General features: G+C 33.4%; 13 protein-coding genes and 10 pseudogenes. 22 read left to right on the top strand and 1 reads right to left on the bottom strand.

The genetic code is table 11. The features are described from left to right. Positions 1-12: 12 nt before the first annotated feature. Positions 13-1,324, top strand: a pseudogene (xylA, locus tag PWK10_RS01800) (xylose isomerase). A 65-nt stretch (positions 1,325-1,389) separates the two neighbouring features. After that, positions 1,390-2,854, top strand: a pseudogene (gene xylB, locus PWK10_RS01805) (xylulokinase). A 71-nt stretch (positions 2,855-2,925) separates the two neighbouring features. On the opposite strand, the pseudogene PWK10_RS01810 reads toward xylB, so the two are convergent. Then, positions 2,926-3,507: pseudogene (locus PWK10_RS01810) on the bottom strand (DUF1836 domain-containing protein). Positions 3,508-4,184: 677 nt separating this feature from the next. Here PWK10_RS01810 and PWK10_RS01815 point away from each other — a divergent pair. The 20 genes and pseudogenes from PWK10_RS01815 (at position 4,185) to PWK10_RS01910 (ending at position 19,694) form a co-directional block, all read left to right on the top strand. Then, positions 4,185-4,837, top strand: a pseudogene (locus PWK10_RS01815) (PspA/IM30 family protein). Between the two features lie 474 nt (positions 4,838-5,311). Further along, complete coding sequence (locus PWK10_RS01820) at positions 5,312-5,491, top strand: hypothetical protein (protein ID WP_274767195.1); 180 nt, start codon at positions 5,312-5,314, stop codon at positions 5,489-5,491. 100 nt (positions 5,492-5,591) lie between these two features. Continuing rightward, positions 5,592-6,530, top strand: a pseudogene (locus PWK10_RS01825) (TIGR01212 family radical SAM protein). 12 nt (positions 6,531-6,542) lie between these two features. Continuing rightward, a complete protein-coding gene (locus PWK10_RS01830; protein WP_274767196.1) occupies positions 6,543-7,247 on the top strand; it encodes a hypothetical protein in 705 nt (234 codons plus the stop codon). A gap of 85 nt (positions 7,248-7,332) precedes the next feature. Further along, positions 7,333-7,503, top strand: a pseudogene (locus PWK10_RS01835) (hypothetical protein); the annotation flags it as partial. Between the two features lie 27 nt (positions 7,504-7,530). Then, positions 7,531-7,680 carry a hypothetical protein gene (locus PWK10_RS01840; RefSeq protein ID WP_274767197.1) on the top strand — a complete coding sequence of 50 codons (150 nt, stop codon included), beginning with the start codon at positions 7,531-7,533 and terminating at the stop codon, positions 7,678-7,680. 146 nt (positions 7,681-7,826) lie between these two features. Then, positions 7,827-8,660, top strand: coding sequence for a hypothetical protein (locus PWK10_RS01845; RefSeq protein ID WP_274767198.1), 834 nt, complete (start codon positions 7,827-7,829; stop codon positions 8,658-8,660). Between the two features lie 135 nt (positions 8,661-8,795). Next, positions 8,796-9,793: pseudogene (gene galE / locus PWK10_RS01850) on the top strand (UDP-glucose 4-epimerase GalE). Between the two features lie 123 nt (positions 9,794-9,916). Next, positions 9,917-10,345, top strand: coding sequence for a MarR family winged helix-turn-helix transcriptional regulator (locus PWK10_RS01855; protein WP_274767199.1), 429 nt, complete (start codon positions 9,917-9,919; stop codon positions 10,343-10,345). Between the two features lie 12 nt (positions 10,346-10,357). Beyond that, entirely contained in the window at positions 10,358-10,591 is a 234-nt protein-coding gene (locus PWK10_RS01860; protein ID WP_274767200.1) for a biotin/lipoyl-binding protein, read from the top strand. Positions 10,592-10,611: 20 nt separating this feature from the next. Beyond that, on the top strand, positions 10,612-11,055 hold the full coding sequence (locus PWK10_RS01865; RefSeq protein WP_274767201.1) for an HlyD family secretion protein: 444 nt from the start codon (positions 10,612-10,614) through the stop codon (positions 11,053-11,055). Positions 11,056-11,071: 16 nt separating this feature from the next. After that, positions 11,072-11,254, top strand: a complete 183-nt coding sequence (locus PWK10_RS01870; protein ID WP_274767202.1) for a hypothetical protein — start codon at positions 11,072-11,074, stop codon at positions 11,252-11,254. A gap of 322 nt (positions 11,255-11,576) precedes the next feature. Beyond that, complete coding sequence (locus PWK10_RS01875; RefSeq protein ID WP_274767203.1) at positions 11,577-12,218, top strand: efflux RND transporter periplasmic adaptor subunit; 642 nt, start codon at positions 11,577-11,579, stop codon at positions 12,216-12,218. Positions 12,219-12,242: 24 nt separating this feature from the next. After that, positions 12,243-13,968 (top strand): annotated as a pseudogene (locus tag PWK10_RS01880) (ABC transporter ATP-binding protein). Then, a pseudogene (locus PWK10_RS01885) lies at positions 13,965-15,879 on the top strand (ABC transporter ATP-binding protein). Before PWK10_RS01880 ends, PWK10_RS01885 begins: the two co-directional pseudogenes overlap by 4 nt. 137 nt (positions 15,880-16,016) lie before the next feature. Next, a complete protein-coding gene (locus PWK10_RS01890) occupies positions 16,017-16,160 on the top strand; it encodes a helix-turn-helix domain-containing protein (protein WP_274766689.1) in 144 nt (47 codons plus the stop codon). 378 nt (positions 16,161-16,538) lie between these two features. Next, positions 16,539-17,083 (top strand): annotated as a pseudogene (locus PWK10_RS01895) (RNA-guided endonuclease TnpB family protein). Between the two features lie 229 nt (positions 17,084-17,312). Next, on the top strand, positions 17,313-17,768 hold the full coding sequence (locus PWK10_RS01900) for a DUF134 domain-containing protein (protein ID WP_274767204.1): 456 nt from the start codon (positions 17,313-17,315) through the stop codon (positions 17,766-17,768). 126 nt (positions 17,769-17,894) lie between these two features. Then, positions 17,895-18,005, top strand: coding sequence for a DUF5320 domain-containing protein (locus tag PWK10_RS01905; protein ID WP_274767205.1), 111 nt, complete (start codon positions 17,895-17,897; stop codon positions 18,003-18,005). 321 nt (positions 18,006-18,326) lie between these two features. Next, a complete protein-coding gene (locus PWK10_RS01910) occupies positions 18,327-19,694 on the top strand; it encodes an alanine/glycine:cation symporter family protein (protein ID WP_274767206.1) in 1,368 nt (455 codons plus the stop codon). Positions 19,695-19,713: the final 19 nt, after the last annotated feature.

Below are 19,713 nucleotides of genomic sequence, written 5' to 3' on the forward strand. Positions count from 1 at the left end.
AGGGGGATTAATATGGAGTTTTTTAAGGGAATTAATAAGATAAAATATGAAGGGCCAAAATCTGATAATCCGCTTGCATTTAAATTTTACAATCCTGACGAGGTTATTGGCGGGAAGACTATGAAGGAACATTTAAGGTTTTCTATGAGCTATTGGCATACAATGTGTGGAGAAGGCTCTGATATGTTTGGTAGAGGGACTTTAGACAAAAGTTTTGGAGGCAATGACAAAATAGAAATATATAAAAACAAGGCATTGGCAGCCTTTGAATTTATGGAAAAATTAAATCTTGATTATTTCTGCTTTCATGATAGAGATATAGCGCCAGAATATGATTCTTTAAGGGAAACCAACAGAGCATTAGACGAGATAGTTGAATTTATTAAGGAGCTTATGAAACAGTATAATAAAAAGCTTTTATGGGGAACAGCCAACCTATTTAGCCATCCAAGATACGCCCACGGAGCTGCAACATCGCCTTATGCCGATGTATTTGCCTTTGCAGGTGCCCAGGTTAAAAAAGCCCTTGATATAACAAAGGAGCTTGATGGACAAGGGTATGTTTTTGGGGAGGCAGAGAAGGCTATGAAACCCTATTAAACACAAATCTTGAACTTGAAATGGACAACCTTGCAAGATTTTTAAATTTGGCAGTAGATTATGCGAAAAAATAGGATTTGAAGGGGATTTTTACATAGAACCAAAACCCAAAGAACCAACAAAGCATCAATATGATTTTGATGTTGCAACTGTTTTGAGCTTTTTAAGAAAATATGGACTTGATAAACAATTTAAGATGAATATCGAAGCAAATCATGCAACTTTAGCAGGACATACCTTCCAGCATGAACTTAGAATAGCAAGGGTAAGCGGTGTATTTGGTTCAATTGATGCTAACCAGGGGGATCTTTTACTTGGATGGGATACGGATCAGTTCCCAACTAATGTATATGAAACAGCACTTTGTATGTATGAGGTTTTAAAGGCAGGAGGATTTTCAAAGGGTGGATTAAACTTTGATGCAAAAACAAGAAGAGGATCAAATACATTTGAGGATATGTTTATTGGTTATATTGCAGGAATGGATGCCTTTGCATTAGGGCTTAGAATAGCATATAAGATTATTGAAGGCGGTAGAATAGATAAATTTATCCAAGAAAGATACTCAAGCTACAAAGAGGGTATAGGAAAGGACATACTTGACGGAAAAGTTACATTAGAAGACTTAGAACAATATGCCCTTTCAATTGGAGAAGTTAAAAACATTGGTAGCGGAAGACAAGAGTATTTGGAAAATATATTGAATTCGATAATATTTGGGTAGGGAATTTTCAATTCCCCCTTCTTTATTGATTAATAAATTAGAGGTGGTTTTATGTATTTTTAGGAATAGACCTTGGAACTTCTTCGGTAAAAATAATACTTGTCGATGAAAACGGTGATATTGTTGCAAGTATGTCTAAAGAATATGATATTTATTTTCCTTTCCCTAATTGGGCAGAGCAAAATCAAAAGAATGGTGGGATGCGACTAAGGAAGGAATACGAGAACTTATTGAAAAATATAACATAGATTCTAATGATATAAAATCTATAGGTTTAAGTGGACAGATGCACGGGTTAGTAATGCTTGATAAAAATTTTAATGTTTTATATCCAGCTATTCTTTGGTGCGATCAAAGAACGCAAAAGGAATGTGATTATATTAATACATTTATTAATAAAAAGATTTATCTTTAAACACTGGAAATAAAGCGTTAACAGGTTTTACGGCACCTAAAATACTATGGATAAGAAATAACAGAAAAGATATTTATGATAGAATAGCCTATATTCTTTTACCTAAGGATTACATACGATTTAAATTAACCGGAGAATTAGCGATAGATGTTGCCGATGCATCAGGAACATTGTTATTTGATGTTAAAAATAGAAGATGGTCAAATTTTATTTTAGAAAAACTAAATATTCCAATTGAATTATTGCCAAAAGTATATGAGTCCTATGAATGCACTGGATATGTATCAAAAGAAGCAGCTTTAGAAACAGGATTAAAGGAAGGAACTATGGTTGTTGGAGGAGCTGGTGATCAGGCAGCAGCAGCTGTTGGAACTGGTGTTGTTAAAAATGGGGATGTAACTGTATCACTTGGAACTTCAGGTGTAGTTTTTGCATCTTTAAATGATTTTTATTTAGAAGAGGAAAACAGATTGCACTCCTTTTGTCATGCTAATGGAAAATGGCATGTAATGGGAGTTATGCTTTCAGCCGCATCATGTTTAAAATGGTGGGTTGAAAATGTTAATAATAACAATTATGATGAGCTACTAGAAGGAGCAGAAAGAGTAGAAGTTGGAAGCAACAACTTGTTATTCTTGCCTTATTTAATGGGAGAAAGAACTCCATATAGTGATCCAAATGCTAAAGGAGCATTTATAGGTCTTAACATGATTCATAATAAGTATCATATGACCAGATCTATATTAGAAGGGGTAGCTTTTGGATTGAAAGATTCCTTAAGACTTATTGAGGATATGGGAATAAATATAAATACAGTAAGGTTAAATGGTGGTGGTGCAAAAAGCAGGGTATGGAGGCAAATAATTGCCGATGTGTTTAATAAAAAAATAGAAATAATTAATTCTACAGAAGGGCCTGCTTTAGGGGCTGCTATCCTTGCAGCTGTAGGATATGGCTATTACAAAGATGTAAATGAAGCCTGCGAAAGTCTTATAAAGGTTGTAGATGAGATTTATCCTAATGAAGAAAATGCCAAAAAGTATGAAAGATTATATGGAATATATTCAAATTTATATAATATATTAAAAACTACATTTGATGTTTTAAGCATATGAGGTTATGGATGTTTAAATCTTAGTTGTTGATGATAAAAGGGCATAGTTATTCATAAAACTATGCCCTGAATTTATTTTTCTTCAAATTCTTCCAATAGGCTATGGGCAAGCTTTTTATATGCAGTAGCTTGGGCGATGAGGGATATAACTGTTAAGAACATCAAAAGTTTTTGACTATCGCTTTCATTAAGATGCTTATTATCAATTATCTTTTTCAATTTCTTTTCTGTTTCTTGACTTGTTGAAATGAAGTTTTTTAATGTTTCTTTTTGAAGATCGACAAATATTTCATATGCAAATTCCCAGGTTATAAGGTCGTCGGTTTTTTCGTTTATCTTATTGAAGGCAAGATTGAACACTTCTTTGATTTCTTCTGTAGTAAGTATTGGACGCATATAATTTAAAAGGATTAATTGGATTAGATGGTCCTTTGTGTAGCCTCTTTTTTACCATCTTCAGGTTTTGAAATAACTTCAGCCTTTATATAGTTTTGGATAATATTGCTGGTGTATTCTTCATTTAATTTATTGTTTAAAAAATCCGTAACCTGGGATAAAAAAGGTCATAGGGTGGGAGATCATCAAGGCCAATTATGGACTTTTTGAAATATCTTCAGCGAGCTTAACTAATTTATCAGAAAGGTTTATACTCATAATTTTTCCCTCCTATAAAGATCTAATTATATTATATAGTATAATATACCATAAAACAAGATTAGATAATCGATATAATATAATAATATTAAAAGACAAGTTTTTTAAAAATCAAAGAAATCGAAAGCAAATTAGAGAAATTTTGAGATTTGGAAATAAACAAACTATAAATGGTGACAAAATAAATAAAATAAAGTGAAAATACCTTTGATATATAGTATAAAATACCATATAATAAAGTTGTGATGATTGATTAAGGAGGATTTGAAGATGAGGAAAAAGCTATTGGGTTTTTGGCTTGCGGTTACATTGCTTTTGACATCCTTCCTAACACCTTTTTAGAATTGGTTAATGCTGCGCCTAAGGCAGGTGGGGGTGGTTTTAAATCAGGGAGCTTTAAATCCAGTCCCTTTAACAGTGGAGGTTTTAAATCAGGAACATTTAAATCTACACCAAAATATACTTTGCCCCTTCCAAAGAGCTATCAAAGAAAAAGCTATACACCAAAATTACATCCCAATTCCTGTCCCTTGGGGAGGATTTTGGGAAGCCCATTTAGGTCTGTATATACTGGTTTTGTTTTAGTGTCGTTAATTAACTTTATCTTTAAAATTATAGTCTTTCTATTAGTCTTATATATCATATTTAAAATATTTAGAAGATAAGGAGTGGTTAATGTGGGTATCCTACAAAGAATGTCAAACATTTTTAAAGCAAAGGTGAACAAGGCTATGGACGAAATTGAAAATCCTATTGAAATTTTAGATCAAAAGATAAGGGATATGGAAGAAGCACTAAATGAGGCAAGAATTTCTGCTGCAGAAATTTTAGGAAATGTTCATGAAATCGAGAAAAAGATCGACAATTCAAAACTAAACATCAAAGAATTTGATGAAAAGGTAAAACTTGCCCTTTCAAAGGGGAATGAAGAACTTGCTAAAAAGGCCCTTGAGAGAAAACTTTATGAAGAAAAAGTTTTTAAGGATTTACAAAAAGCTACGAAGAAGCTTTTAAAAAGGCTGAGATCATAAAAAGTAAACTAAAGGAACTTGAAGAAGAGTTAGAAAAAACAAGAAGATATAGGGATGAAGCAGCAGCGAGATACAACAATGCAAAGGCGGCAGAAAAGGTTAATGAGATACTTCTTGATATAAAATCCAAAACAAACAGCATAAGCCTTGACGAAATAGAAAGAAAGATCCAAAGAAAAGAAGCGATAGCAGAAGGTTTGGAAGATTTAAGAAACGATAGTTTAGATAAAGAGTTTGAAGAACTTGAAAAGATAGATTTAGATGAAGAACTTAGAAAATACAAAGAAAATTTAGGGTGATTATATGAGGGATAGAGAGTTTTTAGACAAAGAAAAAGAAAAATACGGCAAAATGTATTCTGATTTATCCTTTGCTATTGATAATGTTTCCCCTTTATAGATACAAGGGAGCTTAAGACAAGGAGGTATTATACTAAGCTCCCTGTTTTAAAAAGATATATAGAAAAATTAGAAGAAGCTGAAACAAAATTAAATAAAGCTGGGATATTTTCAATCTTTTCAAATGGAAAGGTAATAGATGAATTAGAAAAATATAAGTTTGAATTTAACAAGGAATTTAAGCAGCTTCAAAAATGTTCAAGTTGTAAATGCCTGAATTGTTCTGTTGGGTGTAAATTTGATGGATGCTTAGGCTGCAGGGAAGGTTCTAATGTTGTCTCATGTGACCATGACAGGATTAACGTAAGATTCCATGATGATTTTTATCTTGACCTTACAAATGAGAAAACAGGTAAAAGGGAAAAGTTTAAGGTTTTGGCAACATTAATGGATGCAATATTAAACAGGCACTATATAATCATTGAGGGATTATTATCAAAAGAAAAATATGTTTTGTATTATTATCCAGATATTGACGAAGATAGATTTGGAGAGATAAAGGATGAAGAGGAATTTGACTTTATAGTTGAAACTTATCAATCTGTTGAGTTTTGATCCCCCCTTTTTTATATAAATTAAGCTACCTCTATTTTGGGGTAGCTTAATTTTATTGCAAAATTTATAATTTAGAAATAAAATTAAACATGAATGACTTATGTGTAAAGAAGGTGATGGATTGAAACTTTGGGGAGGTAAAAGATACTACTCATTGAACTATTTTTTAAGGCAAAAGTTTGGTGAGAAGGTCTTTAAAATATCCTTAGATGCAGGATTTACATGCCCTAATAGAGATGGAACAGCAGGGCATGGAGGATGTATTTTCTGCAGTGCAAGGGGCTCTGGAGATTTTGCAGGAACAAAGGAAAATTTAGTAGAACAATTTTTTGAAGTTAAGGAAATGATGCATAAAAAGTGGAAGGAAGGAAAATATATAGCCTATTTTCAGGCCTATACAAATACTTATGCTCCTGTTGAAGTGCTGAGGGAAAAGTATGAGACGGTTTTAAATATAGATGGTGTTGTTGGCCTTGCAATTGCAACAAGGCCAGATTGCCTTCCTGAGGATGTATTAGATCTTTTAGATGAGATAAACAAAAACTTATCTTTGGGTGGAACTTGGTCTTCAGACCATTCATGAGGACACAGCAAAACTTATAAATAGAGGTTATCCCTTAGAAACATATATAAAAGCAATAGAGGAACTTAAAAAAGGAATATAGATGTAGTAACCCATGTTATTTTAGGACTTCCTGGTGAGGATAAAAAAGAATCCTTGAAACCCGTTGACTTTGTTGCCCACACTAATACTCAAGGGATAAAACTACATCTTCTCCATCTTATGAAGGGAACAAGGCTTGTTGAACTTTATAAACGAGGGGAGTTAAAGTTTTTATCCATGGATGAATACGTCGATTTAATAGTAGACTGCATTGAAAGGCTCCCGGAGGATATGGTTGTTCATAGGTTAACCGGAGATAGCCCAAGAAGCCTTATTATAGAGCCTCTTTGGAGCCTTAAAAAGTGGGAGGTTTTAAATGCGATAGATAAAAGATTTGAAGAAAGGGATACATGGCAGGGGAAATATTTTAAGTAATGGGGGATTAATATGAAGGCAGCTTTTGTGACGTTTTATAAAATTGAAATATACTGTGAAGATGCTGAAAAGATAGAATGGGAAAATATTAAAGTTTATCAAGAAAGTGAACCCATAGAAATTAGTATTATAAACAAGAAAAAAGATCATTGTGAGATTATTTTGTCCGAACCCGTTGACATTAAAAGAAAAACTTATATTAGTATAAAAGACAAATGCTTTGAAGTCCCTTATAGCAATCTTTTTAAAACAGAAGAATTCAATGAAAAATATTATTACAATGGATTTTTAGGCTGCAGGATCTTAGACGATAAGATTGAATTTAGAGTTTGGTCCCCTATAGCAACAAGCATAGACCTTCTTTTATATAAAAATGGAGATCCAACGTTTCAAGAGGACCCCATCATATTTAATATGAAGGAGAAAAATGGGGTTTTCTCAGGGGAAGTAGATTTAAAATATAAAGGATATTTTTATACATATAAAGTTCAAATTTATGACAAAATTGAAGAAGTTGTGGATCCTTATGCAAAGGCGGTGGGAATAAATGGCCTAAGGGCTGCTATAATAGATTTAGAGGAAACAAATCCTTATAATTGGCAAGAGGACAAATATGTTAAACTTGAAAACTATGTAGATGCAGTAATATATGAGATTAGCATAAGAGATATATCCTCAAATGAAAACAGTAACATCAAAAAAGGGGTAAGTTTCTAGGGCTTGTTGAAGAAGGAACTTTTTCTAAAAGGGAGTTACAACCGGCCTTGAGCATATAAAGGAGCTTGGTGTAAGTCATGTTCAAATACTTCCCTTTTATGATTTTCACTTTGAGAGCGTTGACGAAAGGGATCCGCTTAAAAGATATAATTGGGGATACGATCCTCAGAATTATAACGCCCCAGAGGGAAGTTTTTCTTTAAATCCCTATGAACCTAAAGAAAGGATTAGAGAATTAAAGACAATGATTCAAAAACTTCACCAAAACAACATTGGGGTTATTATGGATGTTGTATATAATCATGTTTATGATTATAAAAAAGCAACTTTGAAAAGATATTTCCAGGCTACTACTTTAGATGCGATAAATTTGGAAATATTTCAAATGGCAGTGGCTGTGGAAACGATGTTGCATCAGAAAATAAAATGGTAAGAAGGTTTATTAAGGATTCGGTTATATTTTGGGCTAAGGAGTATCATATTGATGGATTTAGATTCGACCTTTAGGGCTATTAGATGTAGATACAATTAATGATATATATGATGAACTAAAGCAAATAAATCCAAACATAATCATCTATGGCGAAGGTTGGGACGCTTAATACTTATTTAGAACATGATAAAAAGGCTATTCAGATGAATGCATATAAAACTCCAAATATTGGATACTTTAATGATATAATAAGGGATGCCATAAGGGGACATACCTTTGAAGCGGAGAAAAAGGGATTTGCAGGAGGAGAAAGTAAAGAACACGATATAAAAAGGGGCGTTGTAGCAGCAATAAACTATGACGAGAGTTTAAAGGGACCTTTTATTTCTCCTGATCAATCCATAAATTATGCCTCCTGTCATGACAATCATACCCTTTGGGATAAAATTAGCATAACAAATAAAGAGGATTCTGTTGAAGAGAGGGTTAGAATTCAAAAATTATCTCAGGCGATAGTTTTAACAAGCCAAGGTGTTCCCTTTATCCACTTAGGATGTGATTTTTGTAGAACAAAACAGGGGCATGAAAACAGCTATAACCTTCCCGATATAATAAATTCTGTTGATTGGGATAGAAAATATGAGTTTAGGGATGTATTTGAATACGTAAAGGGGCTTATAAGACTTAGAAAGGAACATCCTGCCTTTAGATTAAATTCCTGTGAAGACATAAAAAAATATTTAAAATTTTTAGACTGCCCATCAAGGACAGTTGCCTTTAAAATAGACTATCCTAGGGATGCATGGAAGGAAATAATTGTAATATATAATTCCAATAAAAGTGCGGTAGATATAAAAATTCCAAATGGTGTATGGAATGTTGCTGTTGATGGAAGGCTTGCAGGAGTTGATGCTTTATATAAAATATATGGAGACAAGGTAAAGGCTGCACCCATTTCTGCAATGGTGCTATTTAGATGATTTGCTTTTTAAGAAAGGTCTTTAAATATTTAATTTGTTATTATTATAATTATTGTAGTGAGATTTTATCTTTTATTTGTTTATTTTTTTAGTATAATACAAATAGAAAAGGTTTTCTATGATAGGGGAGTTTAAATGAACATTTTAGTTACTGGTGGAGCAGGATATATAGGTTCCCACACCGTAAAGATGCTCCATAGGATGGGGATTAATGTTGTTGCCTATGATAATCTTGTAAAAGGGCATGAAGAAGCTGTAAAATGTGATATTTTTGTAAAGGGAGACATCTTTGATAGCGAACTTTTAAGGGATACTATAAAAAGATACAATATAGACTCTGTCATTCATTTTGCAGCTTATAGCCTTGTAGGTGAATCAATGGAAAAGCCCATGATGTATTACAAAAACAATGTTGAAGGGACATTAAATCTTCTTGAAGTTATGCTGGATTGTAATGTTAAAAGGCTTGTATTTTCTTCAACTGCAGCAGTTTATGGTGAGCCTGAAAGGGTTCCGATAACTGAGGACCTTCCTAAAAATCCAACCAACGTTTATGGAAGGACAAAACTTATTATGGAAGGGGCAATGGAGGATTATTCAAGAAGTTATGGCCTTAAATATATCGCCTTAAGATATTTTAACGCATGTGGCGCAGATGAAGAAGGAGATATTGGAGAAGACCATAATCCAGAGAGCCATCTAATCCCATTGGTATTGCAGGCTGCATTAGGAAAGAGGGATAGCATAAAGGTATTTGGCGATGATTATCCGACAAAGGATGGAACTTGCATCAGAGACTATATCCATGTTAATGATCTTGCCTATGCCCATTACTTAGCCCTAAAGGCATTATATGAAGGTCATGAATCAGATGTTTTTAACCTAGGAAATGGCGTAGGTTTTTCGGTTAAAGAGATAATCGATGCAGCAGAAGAAGTGGTAGGGCATCCGATTAAAAGAGAAATAGTAGGTCGCCGTCCTGGGGATCCTGCTGTTCTTATTGCAAGCTCAGAAAAGATTAAAAAGAACTTGGCTGGAAACCAAAATATACTGATATAAAGGAAATAATAAAAACGGCATATAATTGGCATAAAAACCATCCTGATGGATTTTCAAAAAGGCCTAAACTTTAGGCCTTTTTTGATTCGTTTTTCCGAATATTTTTTCTTGCTTTTTTACTTGTTATGTTACACTTTATAATAGTTATAAAATATAACTATTTAAAGATGAATTAATCCTACAAAGGAGGTGGCATGGTGAGTAGGGAAAGGCTTGCTGAGTATTTGCAAACATTTTTGCCGATGTTTTATAAAAAGCTTATGAAGGGCATTACCTTGCCAGGAGTAACAAAGCAACAACTATGGCTATTATATTTAATAGAAAATCATGATGAAAAGCCGATGAGCTTTTATAGTGAAAAAATGATGATTCCAAAGTCTAATTTAACTTCTATTGCTGATAAATTGATTGAAGATGGACTTATTGAAAGGGCATATGATCCAAAGGATAGAAGAATAATTTTACTTAAAATTACCGATAAGGGTAAGCTTTTTATAAATGATTGTAGAGAAAAAACTAAAAAAGCTATTTTTCAAAAATTAGAAAACCTTGATGATAAAGACGTTGATAGATTAAATGAGATATTCGAAGAGATGAAAAACATATTTAAAAAATTAGAACAATAAAGGGGAATTTTAATGAAAAAGATGAAGGTATTTTTAACAGTTTTACTCTTATTGATTGTCCTTGGTGTGGGAGGTGGACTTTATATTTATTTTTACAATTCCAGCCACTATATAATAACTGAAAATGCTCAAGTTTCTGCAAATATGATAGCTATTACACCAGAACTCACAGGAAAGGTTGAAACATGGAATGTAAAGGAAGGAGATTATGTTAAAAAGGAGAAATTCTTGGACATCAGGATATAAGTGCCATTGTCCAAAGCAGCATGATTAATGCACAATCCTTAAATACTTCTGCTGATGTTATAGCATCAAAATCTTACATTAAATCACCAATAGATGGTAAAGTCGTATTATCAAACGTAGTTGAGGGCCAAGTTATATCACCGGGTATGGAGATAGCACAGATTATGGATACGACAAATATTTATATAAAGGCAAACATAGAAGAAACAAATATAATGAAGATTAAGGAAGGACAAAGAGTTGATATAACGATAGATGCATATCCAGGTAAGAAGTTTGTAGGCTATGTAAAAAGCATAGGTCAAGCAACAGAATCAGCCTTCTCAGCCTTTCCTACATTAAATACAAGCGGAAATTTTTCAAAACAAACCCAATATATCCCTGTTAAAATAAGCATACAAAATGATGAAAATTTAAGCTTAATGCCTGGAATGAATGCGACAATAAAAATTTACATTAAGTAGGAAGGGAGTGCTTAGCATGAAAAAGAGAATTTTAGGTATTTTAATAGGTGCATTTATATTATTCATATCGATAACAGGATGTGCTGTCAAAAGTTCAAATACTTCAAATGCTATTGATGTTCAAGTTGCAACTGCCCAAAAACAGAACATAGATGCTGAACTTAATATAAGTGGAACTTTAGTTCCACAAAAACTGTAAATGTTTACAGTAAATTATCTGGTCAAGTAGAAAAGGTAAATGTTGAAGTTGGAAGTGAAGTAAAAGAAAAGGATTTACTTGCAGTTATAGAAACAAATGCTTTAAACCTTCAGCTTGAACAACTTCAAGCATCACTAAACTCAGCAAAGGCATCTGAAGAACTAGCCAAAGGGCAAGTTGCTCAGGCTAAGATTAATCTTGATAGTATGCAAAGGGTCTACGAAGAAACGAAGAACCTTTATGACAAAGGAATAGCTTCTAAGGCTCAGCTAAATGAAATTGAAACAAAATATGAAATTGCAAAAAGCAATATGAAACAGCTTTGAATGGAACATTAAATCAAGCAAAGGCAGCTGTGAGTGCTGCACAGGCAAATATTAAAAATATAAAGTTTCAAATATCAAATGCTAAGATTACAAGTCCAATAAATGGGGTAGTTACAAATAGGAATATTAATCCTGGTGAGCTAGCAGCTCCGACTGCACCGCTTTTTACAATTGCTGATGTTTCTACTTTAAAGTTAAAAGGAACAATTTCACAGAGGTATTTGCCATATATAAAAATTAATCAGACAATAGATGTGGTTGTTGATATATATCCTAACAAGGTATATAAAGGAGTAATAACAAGCATAGGGCCAATGGCTATTGGAACAGGAATGTATTTCCCAATTGAAATTAGCATAAAGAATATAGATAACTTAAAACCTGGCCTATCTGCCTATGGAAGAATAAAGATTACATCAAAGGATGCGGTAGTAATCCCTGCTTCAGCTGTTGTTAAAAATGATGGAAAATCCTATGTATATGTTATTGAAAACAACACAGCCAAGAAGAGATATGTTGAAACTGGATTATTAAATGACAAGGAAGTTGAAATCATAGAAGGATTAAATGAAAATGAAAAGGTGGCAATATCAAATGTAAATAACCTGTTCGACAATGCAGTTGTTAACGTAAAATAATTTACTCAATTGGAGTTGATGCACATGATTAAACTTTTTAGGTTTCTTAAAAAATTTAGGTGGCTTGTTATTGCTGTTATTGGCTTTATGTTTGTTCAGGCAATAGCTGAACTTTATCTTCCAACGTTAATGTCTGACATTGTTAATAATGGAATGATGAAGGGTGATACCGCCTATATATGGAGGCGTGGAGGCTACATGCTTTTAGTTGCAGGATTAAGTTCATTAAGTTCAATAGTTGGGGCCTTTCTTTCTGCAAGGGTTGCAGTTGGATTTGGAAAGATTCTCCGTAACAATATTTTTACCAGAGCAGAAAGGTTTTCACTTCACGAATTTGACAAAATAGGAACAGCCTCCATGATAACAAGGACAACCAATGATATAAATCAAGTTCAAATGGTTCTTGTAATGATGATGAGATTTATTATTTATGCACCTATAATGTGTATAGGTGGAATAATAATGGCTTATTCAAAGGATAGGTATTTGACATTAGTATTAGGAGGCATTTTGCCGCTATTTGTTGCAACAATCGTCTTGATTGCAGTTAAAGTTATTCCTCTTTTTAAATCCCTTCAAAAGAAACTCGATAAAGTAAATCAGATATTAAGGGAAAATTTAATTGGTATTAGAGTAATAAGGGCATTTAATAGGATTGATACAGAAAGAAAAAGATTTTATGACGCAAATAGGGACCTTACTGATACTGCAATAAAGGTAAATAAAATAATGGCGGTAATGCAGCCTATTATGATCCTTCTTATGAACTTTACAAGTATATCCATAATTTGGTTTGCCAGCAAAAGGATAGGCGAAAATAGACTTCAAATAGGCGATATGATGGCCTTTTTACAATATGCAATGCAGATTTTATTTTCAATAATAATGGTATCCATTATGTTTGTTATGATTCCAAGGGCTCAAGCCTCTGCAGAAAGAATTAATGAAATTTTTGAGATCGAACCTGAAATAATTGATCCTAAGGATCCTAAAAAAGTCGATGAATTTAAAGGGCATATAGAATTTAAAAATGTTACCTTCAGTTATCCAGGAGCTGAGACCCCGGCTATCGAAGATATCTCCTTTGAAGCAAAGCCAGGGAGGTTACTGCAATAATAGGGGGAACAGGTTCAGGTAAATCCACAATATTGAATCTTATTATGCGTTTTTATGATGTAGATAGAGGTAACATTTTAATTGACGGAGTGGATATAAGGGAATTAGAGCAAAAGGAATTAAGATCATTTATAGGCTATGTCCCACAAAATGCAGTTTTATTTTCTGGAACTATAGCTGATAATATAAGATACGGTAAGGAAGATGCTACAGATGAAGAAATAAGACATGCAGCAGAAATTGCCCAAGCTATAGAATTTATTAGTGACATGAAGGATGGCTTTAATTCTTTAGTTTCACAAGGTGGAACGAATTTATCAGGAGGTCAAAAGCAGCGTCTTTCAATAGCAAGGGCCATAGTTAAAAAGCCTAAGATATATATTTTTGATGATAGTTTTTCTGCTTTAGACTTTAAAACTGATGCTAAATTAAGATTAGCCCTTAAAAGGAAACTACAAATTCAACTGTTCTTATTGTAGCACAAAGAGTCGCAACGATTATGGACGCAGATAAGATTATAGTTTTAGATGAAGGAAGAATAGTTGGGATAGGAAAACATAGGGAACTTTTAAAAACCTGTGAAGTATATCGTGAAATTGTGTCTTCCCAGCTAAGTGAGGAGGAGATAGCATGAGCGAGAGAAGAAGTATCAATAGACCTGCTGGCCCCAGGGGACCTATGGGACCGGCCATGGGAAGACCGGTTGAAAAGGCAAAGGACTTCAAAGGAACAGTAAAAAGGCTTGTTGAATATATGAAGCCCCAAAAGTTTAAGTTTATTGCTGTATTTATCCTTGCTATCCTAAGCACAGTTTTTAACATAGTTGGACCTAAGATAATGGGGAAGGCAACGACAAAGCTTGGTGAGGGAATACTTGCAAAATATATGCGAATAATTCAAATACAGATGGCTATCCAAAAAAGATGCCGCCACAGGTTATAGCAAAGCTCAAAAATTCACCAATTCCAAGTATAGATTATGATTATATTGGAAGAATTCTGCTTCTTTTGATAGGACTTTATATAATAAGTGCAAGTTTTAACTTTTTAATGGCCTATATAATGTCAAGCGTATCGCAGGAAATGGTTTTTAAGATGCGCTCTGAGGTTAAGGATAAACTTGATCGGTTGCCTTTAAAATATTTTGACTCACGAACCCATGGTGAGATTTTAAGCCGCGTTACAAATGATATGGATAATATAGCGACAACTCTTCAACAGAGTTTAACCCAGCTTATAACTTCAGTTGTAACTATAATTGGAATATTAGTAATGATGATTTCTATAAGTCCTATAATGACTTTAATTGCCCTCTTTACTTTGCCAGCATCTGGGATATTGACTGCTGTAATCGCAAAGAAATCACAAAAGTATTTTGCACAGCAGCAAAAGATAATAGGTGAACTTAATGGGCATGTTGAGGAGATGTTTACAGGGCATAAGATTGTTAAGGCCTTTGGACGAGAAGAAGATTCCATAGAAACATTTAAGGAAATAAACGAAAGGCTTTATGAGGTTGGTTGGAAGGCGCAGTTTATGTCAGGTTTTATAATGCCTGCCCTTAACTTTGTAAATAATGTTGGTTATGTTTTAATCTGTGTTGTAGGTGGAGTTTTTGTTGCAAAAGAAAGATTCAAATTGGAGATATTCAGGCTTTTATCCAATATATGAGACAGTTTACTCAACCGATAGTTCAAACTGCAAACATAGCTAATATTATTCAATCAACTGTAGCATCTGCAGAACGCGTTTTTGAAGTATTAGATGAGCCTGAAGAAGTGCCAGACAAGGAAAATCCAATGGTTATTGAAAATCCAAAGGGAGAGGTTAAATTTGAACATGTAAAGTTCAGCTACAAGGATGACCAGCCTTTAATGGAAGATATTAATATTCATGTAAAACCAGGACAAATGATTGCGATAGTAGGACCAACTGGTGCAGGGAAAACTACTCTTGTAAACCTTCTAATGAGATTTTATGATGTAAAGGGCGGAAGGATAACTGTTGATGGAGTAGATATAAGAGACATGAAACGTGAAGATTTAAGGAAAATGTTTGGCATGGTTTTACAGGATACATGGCTGTTTAGTGGGACAATAAAGGATAATATAGCCTACGGTAAGGAAGGAGCTACGGATGAAGAAATAATTAGAGCAGCAAAGGCAGCCCATGCGGACCACTTTATAAGGACGTTGCCTGATGGTTACAATACAGTTATTAATGAAGAAGCGTCAAATATCTCTCAAGGACAAAAACAACTTTTAACTATTGCAAGGGCGTTTTTAGCTGATCCTGAAATTTTAATACTTGATGAGGCTACTAGCAACGTAGATACAAGAACGGAGGTTTTAATTCAAAGGGCAATGGCAAATCTTATGAAGGGTAGAACAAGCTTTGTAATAGCCCATAGATTATCAACAATAAGGGATGCAGATCTTATACTTGTTATGAATCATGGAACCATAATAGAGCAGGGAACTCACCAAGAACTCCTAGCAAAGGGTGGATTCTATGCTGAATTATATAACAGCCAGTTTGCAAGGTGAAAACTTAGGGGCTTTACCCTAAGTTTTTATTTAACTAAAGAGTAACAGAAGTCGCCCACTTCTATAAGTGGGTGATGAATGTTGATTGATAAATTCTTTTTATGATATAATCAGTATTACAGGAAGGAGGTGTAATTTTGCTAAAGGCTTATAAATACAGGATATATCCAACAAAAGAACAAGAAGAATATTTTGCTAAAGTATTTGGTTGTGTAAGATTTATATACAACAAAATGCTACATGACAAAATAGAATACTATAAAAAACAGGAGAAATGCTAAACAATACACCTGCACAATATAAAAAGAATATCCGTTTCTAAAGGAAGTAGATAGCCTTGCCCTTGCTAATGCACAGCTTAATTTAGAGAAGGCATATAAAAACTTTTTAGAGATAAAAAAACAGGATTTCCAAAGTTCAAGAAAAAGAAAGGTTACCAGTCTTATACTACAAATAATCAAAATGGGACAGTAACACTTGAAGGTAGTTATCTAAAAGTTCCAAAGTTAAAGACAAAAATAAAAATAAAACAACACAGACAATTTGAAGGAAGAATTAAATCCGTAACTATATCAAAAACGCCAACAGGTAAATATTATGCTTCTATACTTGTAGAAGAAGAAATTAAAGAATTACCTAAAATAGATAAAAAAGTAGGTATAGATTTAGGAATTAAAGAATTTGCTATTTTATCTGATGGAACAAAGGTAGAAAATCCAAAATGGTTAAGAAAAACAGAAAAAGAATTAAAATTATACAAAAATCATTATCAAGAAAGCAAAAGCAAAGTAAAAACTATGAAAGGACAAGACAAAAACTTGCAAAACTACACGAAAAAATATCAAATCAAAGAAAAGATTTTCTTCACAAATTATCTTCTAAAATTATACACGAAAACCAAGTGATAGTTTTAGAAGATTTACAGGTAAAGAATATGCAACAAAATCATAAATTAGCCAAAGCAATAACAGAAGTATCATGGGCAGAATTTAGAAGGATGTTAGAATATAAAGCAAGATGGTATGGCAGAGAAATAATAATAGCACCACAAAATTATGCATCAAGTCAAACATGTAGTGAATGTGGATATAAAAATCCTGATGTAAAGAATTTAGCATTGAGAGAATGGAAATGTCCAAAGTGTGGTGCAGTTCATGATAGAGATATAAATGCAAGCAAGAATTTGCTAAAATTAGCCATGTGATTGGTATATATGGGGAAGGAACAGCCCTTTGAGCGTGGGTAATCTGGTAACAGAAGTTACCTTGACCACGAAGCCACCACTTCTATAAGTGGGGGTAGTTCACTAGTAGTAAAATAGATATTGAATATGTTAAACTTAATAATAGAATAGAAGAAGAAAATAATATAGAAATATATGACATGGATATTATGTTCTATGGACTATGTAATGTATGCAGGGAGGAATTGAAATGCCAAGACCAATTAAATTCAGAAGAGTAGAATTTTTCCCAGAGGACACTTATTTTGTCCCTTGGGGAAAACCTAAATGCGATTTAGAAGAAGTGGTTCTAAAAGTAGAAGAACTGGAAGCTATGAGGCTAAAGGATATAGAAGAATTAAATCAAGAAGAATGTGCAGTGAGGATGCAAATATCAAGACAAACCTTTCAAAATATTATCGATTCTGCAAGGAAAAAAGTTGCAATAGCACTAACAGAAGGCAAAGCAATAAAAATCAGTGGTGGCCATTATACTACGCATTTTTGTAAAAATGTATGCTTAGATTGCGGCAATGTTTATGAAATTAATTATGAGCAAGATAAATCTACGTGCCCTAAGTGTGGTTCTAATAATGTTGTGTGTAGCAAAAAGGAAAAGTTCTGCAGGAAATGGTGTAGAAGACATCTTGAAAAGGATAGCGAATAGAAAGAGGCATGTTGAATACTTTCAACATGCCTAAATTTTAATAATTATTATTGACATATGCTCAAAATTATGTATAATAATAATTGTAAATAGCATATGCCAAATATTATTATGGAGGTGAAAAGGATGCCAAGAAGAGATGGAACTGGTCCAATAGGAAGGGGAGCAAGATCAGGAAGAGGAATGGGATATTGCAATGGTAATAGACAAAAAATAATTTCAGAGGCTGTGGATTAGGACTTGGTTTAGGAAGACATTTCGGGAAAAGATTTTTGGCTGGGGCTTATAATGACAATGAATTCCTTAAGATGCAAAAGGCAATCTTGGAAGAAAGACTAAATTGGATAAATAAAATGCTTAGCATGACAAATGAATAAAAATATTATTGCACCACAATATATCAATCAATAAAGATATATTGTGGTGCTTTTTATTTTAAAATAGAGTTTTAAATTTATATAAAATATATATCGATATATAAATAATAATTAATTTTAACAATAAGATTCAATTATAAAACATATATTTTAATAGAAATATAAAAGAGTGGGGGATTTTATGCAGGCTTTTGCTAATCTTGTTGCAAAAATTGATAGTTTTATCTGGGGGTGGCCGCTACTTATTCTGTTGCTCGGAACACATATCTTCTTAACCATTAGGTTGCGCTTTATACAAAAATATATTGGAAAAGGAATTAAGCTTTCTATAACTAAAGACCAATTTGCTGAAGGGGACGTAAGTCAGTTTAGTGCTTTGGCAACAGCCCTTGCAGCAACAATTGGAACAGGTAATATAGTTGGTGTTGCAACTGCTGTTGCATTAGGAGGACCAGGGGCTGTTTTATGGACATGGCTTACGGGTGTATTTGGTATAGCAACAAAATATGCAGAGTCTTTGTTATCAGTAAAATATAGGGTAAAAACAAAGGATGGAACTATGGCAGGTGGGCCTATGTATGTTCTTGAATATGGAATGAAACAAAGATGGTTAGGTCTTTTGTTTGCGATATTTACAAGTATAGCTGCCTTTGGCATTGGTAATACTGTTCAAGCAAATTCGATTGCAAGCATGGTTTATGAAACTTTTAAGGTCCCAGTTTGGATAACAGGTATAATAATGGCAATATTAACAGCTATAGTTATATTAGGTGGCATAAAGAGCATTGCAAAGGTATGTGATATATTAGTTCCATTTATGGCATTTTTCTATGTATTAGGGTGCCTCATTATTTTAATAATGAATTACAAAACTGTTCCACATACAATAGAACTTATCTTCAAAACTGCCTTTACAGGCCAAGCTGCAGTTGGAGGTTTTGCAGGTTCAACTATAATGCTTGCCATGAGATATGGAGTTGCAAGGGGACTTTTCTCAAATGAATCAGGTCTTGGTAGTGCACCTATTGTAGCAGCTGCAGCACAAACAAGAAACCCTGTAAGACAAGCTCTTGTTTCAGCAACAGGGACCTTCTGGGATACAGTAGTTGTATGTGCTATGACGGGACTTGTTCTTGTTAACTCAGGATTGTGGCAGCAGGGCTTAAAGGGTGCTGCACTTACAAAGGCTGCCTTCTCACAGATTCCAACTATAGGTCCAATTGTATTAACTGTAGGTTTGCTAACCTTTGTATTTTCAACTATTCTTGGATGGTCATATTATGGTGAAAAGGCTATTGAATATTTATTTGGCAAAAAGGCAATATTGCCATATAGAATACTTTGGGTAATATTTGTATATATTGGTTCGGTTTGGTCATTATCTTTTGTATGGGATTTAGCTGATCTTATGAATGGACTTATGGCAGTTCCAAACCTTATTGCACTTCTTGCACTGAGTGGAGTAATTGTAAGTGAAACTAAGAAATATCTATGGGATGATAAGTTAGATGAAGTATGTGAAGAGGAAGCAATAAAAATAGAAAAGTAAATTTAAACTTAAAGGGTTT

The organism is Caloramator sp. Dgby_cultured_2 (genome assembly GCF_028872215.1).
Lineage (GTDB): Bacteria > Bacillota > Clostridia > Clostridiales > Caloramatoraceae > Caloramator > Caloramator australicus.

What these genes read in the sequence shown, in the direction of transcription:
- PWK10_RS01830 (WP_274767196.1), top strand. Translation starts at nt 6,543, where the DNA reads ATGAAGGCAGCTTTTGTGACGTTTTATAAAATTGAAATATACTGTGAA.
- PWK10_RS01910 (WP_274767206.1), top strand. Translation starts at nt 18,327, where the DNA reads ATGCAGGCTTTTGCTAATCTTGTTGCAAAAATTGATAGTTTTATCTGG.
- PWK10_RS01865 (WP_274767201.1), top strand. Translation starts at nt 10,612, where the DNA reads ATGATTAATGCACAATCCTTAAATACTTCTGCTGATGTTATAGCATCA.
- PWK10_RS01870 (WP_274767202.1), top strand. Translation starts at nt 11,072, where the DNA reads ATGAAAAAGAGAATTTTAGGTATTTTAATAGGTGCATTTATATTATTC.
- PWK10_RS01860 (WP_274767200.1), top strand. Translation starts at nt 10,358, where the DNA reads ATGAAAAAGATGAAGGTATTTTTAACAGTTTTACTCTTATTGATTGTC.
- PWK10_RS01840 (WP_274767197.1), top strand. Translation starts at nt 7,531, where the DNA reads ATGGATGTTGTATATAATCATGTTTATGATTATAAAAAAGCAACTTTG.
- PWK10_RS01900 (WP_274767204.1), top strand. Translation starts at nt 17,313, where the DNA reads ATGCCAAGACCAATTAAATTCAGAAGAGTAGAATTTTTCCCAGAGGAC.
- PWK10_RS01845 (WP_274767198.1), top strand. Translation starts at nt 7,827, where the DNA reads ATGGCGAAGGTTGGGACGCTTAATACTTATTTAGAACATGATAAAAAG.
- PWK10_RS01905 (WP_274767205.1), top strand. Translation starts at nt 17,895, where the DNA reads ATGCCAAGAAGAGATGGAACTGGTCCAATAGGAAGGGGAGCAAGATCA.